This is a genomic window from Modestobacter sp. KNN46-3 (assembly GCF_011039295.1).
This window is the reverse complement of the sequence record NZ_JAAKGN010000274.1, coordinates 1-3,033: the sequence shown is the minus strand read 5'-3', so window position 1 is coordinate 3,033 and position 3,033 is coordinate 1. Positions and strand designations below refer to the sequence as shown.

Annotated in this window: 2 protein-coding genes and 1 pseudogene; all 3 read left to right on the top strand. The window is 75.1% G+C overall.

What is annotated here, in order from left to right:
* Positions 1-129: 129 nt before the first annotated feature.
* Positions 130-984 (top strand): carboxyltransferase subunit alpha, encoded by an 855-nt coding sequence (gene accA / locus G5C62_RS26380; protein ID WP_241176157.1) that lies wholly within the window; start codon positions 130-132, stop codon positions 982-984.
* A 1-nt stretch (position 985) separates the two neighbouring features.
* A complete protein-coding gene (locus tag G5C62_RS26375; protein WP_241176156.1) occupies positions 986-1,510 on the top strand; it encodes a biotin/lipoyl-containing protein in 525 nt (174 codons plus the stop codon).
* A pseudogene (locus G5C62_RS26370) lies at positions 1,507-2,823 on the top strand (biotin carboxylase N-terminal domain-containing protein); the annotation flags it as partial. The gene G5C62_RS26375 and the pseudogene G5C62_RS26370, both read left to right, overlap by 4 nt.
* Positions 2,824-3,033: the final 210 nt, after the last annotated feature.

The following is a 3,033-nucleotide window of genomic DNA, read 5'->3' as shown; positions in this document are numbered from 1 at the left end:
GAAGTCGCTCGGGAGCTCGGCCCGGATCGTCTCCTGCACGACGCGGGGGCCGGCGAAGCCCACGTGCGCGCCGCGCTCGCCGACGAGGACCGAGGCCAGGGTGGCGAACGAGGCGGACACGCCCCCGACGTGACGCCCCCACCGGACAGCGACCCGTGGGACGTGGTCCAGCGGGCCCGGGTGGTCGAGCGGCCGACAACGCTGGACTACCTGCACACCGCCTTCGACGACTTCGTCGAGCTGCACGGCGACCGGGCCTTCGGTGACGACCCCGCCCTGATCGGGGGCGTGGCCTCGATCGGCGGCCACAGCGTCGTCGTCCTCGGGCACGAGAAGGGGCACTCGGTCCGCGAGCGGGTGGCGCACGAGTTCGGGATGCCCCATCCGGAGGGCTACCGCAAGGCGATGCGGCTGCTCGGGCACGCGGAGGTGCACGGGCTGCCCGTCGTCACGCTCGTCGACACCCCCGGCGCCCACCCGGGACCGGAGGCGGAGGAGCACGGGCAGTCCCACGCGATCGCCGAGATCATCATGCGCAGCAGCCGGCTCCGCGTCCCGGTCGTCTCCGTGGTGACCGGGGAGGGCGGCAGCGGCGGCGCGCTGGCCCTGTGCACCTCCGACCGGCTGCTGGTGCTGGAGAACGCCTACCTGTCGGTGATCAGCCCCGAGGGCTGCGCGGCCATCCTGTGGCGGACGTCCACCGCGGCGCCGACCGCCGCCCGGGCCATGCGCCTGGGTGCGGCCCACCTGTACCGGTCGGGCATCGCCACCTCCGTGGTCGCCGAGCCCCCGGGCGGTGCGCACACCGACCCGGCCGAGGCGGCGCGGCTGCTCCGCGCCGCGGTCCGCCGGGAGCTGGACGAACTCGCCGGGCAGGACGTCGATGCCCTGCTGGCGGCCCGGTCGCGGCGGTTCTCCCGCATCGACGTGGACGACGGACGGCCGGTGCGGGCGCTCCAGCCCGTCCTGCCGGTGGAGCGGTGACGTGCGCCCCGGGGAGCTCGCCCAGCGAGCCGAGGTGACCGGCCCGCCCGCCGGCGAGGACGACGAGGTGCGCTCGCTGCGGGAGGACGTGCTGCAGCTGGCCCGGGCCCTCCCCGGGGACCTGCGCCGGCTCACCGTGCGCAACGGGGACAGCTCGATCGAGATCGAGTGGGCCACCGAGGACCGTCCGCCCGCCGACGGCGCCGGCGTCCCCGGGCCGCGCGGTCTCACGCTCGCCGCGGACCCTGCCTCCGACGCCGAGGTGCCGGCGGACCTCACCGCCGTCCACGCCCCCCTGGTCGGCACGTTCTACGCGGCGCCGGCCCCGGAGGCCGGGCCCTTCGTCCGGGTCGGTGACGAGGTGGAGGCCGGTCAGACGCTCGGGATCGTCGAGGCGATGAAGCTGATGAACCCGATCGTCGCCGACGAGGCGGGCGTGGTCGCCGAGGTCGTCGTCGGGGACGCCGAGTCCGTGGAGTACGGCCAGGTGCTGATGTACCTGCGCTGCGACGGGGGCCCGCGGTGATCAGCCGGCTGCTCATCGCCAACCGCGGTGAGATCGCCGTCCGCATCGCGCGGGCGTGCCGGGAGCTCGGCATCGAGGTGGTCGCCGCCTGCTCCACCCCCGACCGGGACTCCGCGGTGGTGGAGATGGCCGACGAGAGCGTCCACATCGGCCCGGCGGCACCACGGCACAGCTACCTGCACGTGCCCAACCTCATCGAGGCGGCGCTGCGCACCGGCGCGGACGCCGTGCACCCCGGGTACGGCTTCCTCTCCGAGGACCCCGACTTCGCCGAGATCTGCGACAAGGAGGGCCTCACCTTCGTCGGCCCGCCGCCGGAGGTCATGCAGCAGATGGGCAACAAGGCGACGGCGCGGCGGCTGATGGCCGACGCCGGGCTGCCGCTGCTGCCCGGGGTCGTCGAACCGGTCCGGACGGCGGACGAGGGCCGCGCCATCGCCGACGCGATCGGCTACCCGGTGATCATCAAGGCCGTCGCGGGCGGGGGTGGCCGCGGGATGACGGTGGTGACCTCCCCCGCGGACTTCACCGAGGCCTTCACCAGCACGCGGGCGGTCGCCCGGGCGGTCTTCCGCGACCCGACGGTCTACGTGGAGCGCTACCTGACCCGGGCCCGGCACGTGGAGGTCCAGGTCCTCTGCGACGCCCACGGCTCCGGGATCTCACTCGGCGAACGTGACTGCTCGCTCCAGCGGCGGCACCAGAAGCTGCTGGAGGAGGGCCCGGCCGGTCGGCTCTCCCTCGAGCAGCGCGAGGAGCTGGGCGCCCTGGCCGTGCAGGGGGCGCTCTCGGTCGGGTTCACCGGGGCCGGCACCGTGGAGTTCCTCGTCGACGAGGCCGGCGCGTACTTCATGGAGATGAACGCGCGGATCCAGGTCGAGCACCCGGTCACCGAGATGCTCACCGGGGTCGACCTGGTCCGCGAGCAGCTGTTGGCCGCCAGCGGCCGCCGGCTGCAGCTGCGCCAGGAGGACGTCGTCCCGCGCGGGGCCGCGGTCGAGTGCCGGATCAACGCCGAGGACCCCACCCGCGGTTTCGCCCCCGCACCCGGGCACCTCGACGTGCTGCGCCCTCCGGGCGGCCCGTGGACCCGGTTCGACACCGGCTACCGCCAGGGCGACGACGTGAGCCCGCACTACGACTCGCTGCTCGGCAAGCTCGTCGTCTGGGCTCCCGACCGGGACCAGGCGATCCGGCGGATGGACCGCGCGCTGGCCGAGCTGCGGGTCGAGGGCCCGGGCCTGCGCACCACCGTCGGCCTGCACCGCGCCCTGCTGCGCCACCCCGACGTGCGCGCCGACTGCCACGACATCGAGTTCCTCGACCGCGCACTGCCCGACCTGCTCGTGCAGTCGGCGGCCCTCGCCGAGAGCTCGACCACGGGGCTGCCCGTCCCGCACGGCCAGGGCGCCCAGCTCCTCGCGCTGCTCGAGGGAGAGCCGACCGGCCGGGCCCTCCTCCAGCAGCTTCTGGTGCCGCCGCTGGAGCGAGCAGTCACGTTCGCCGAGTGAGATCCCGGAGCC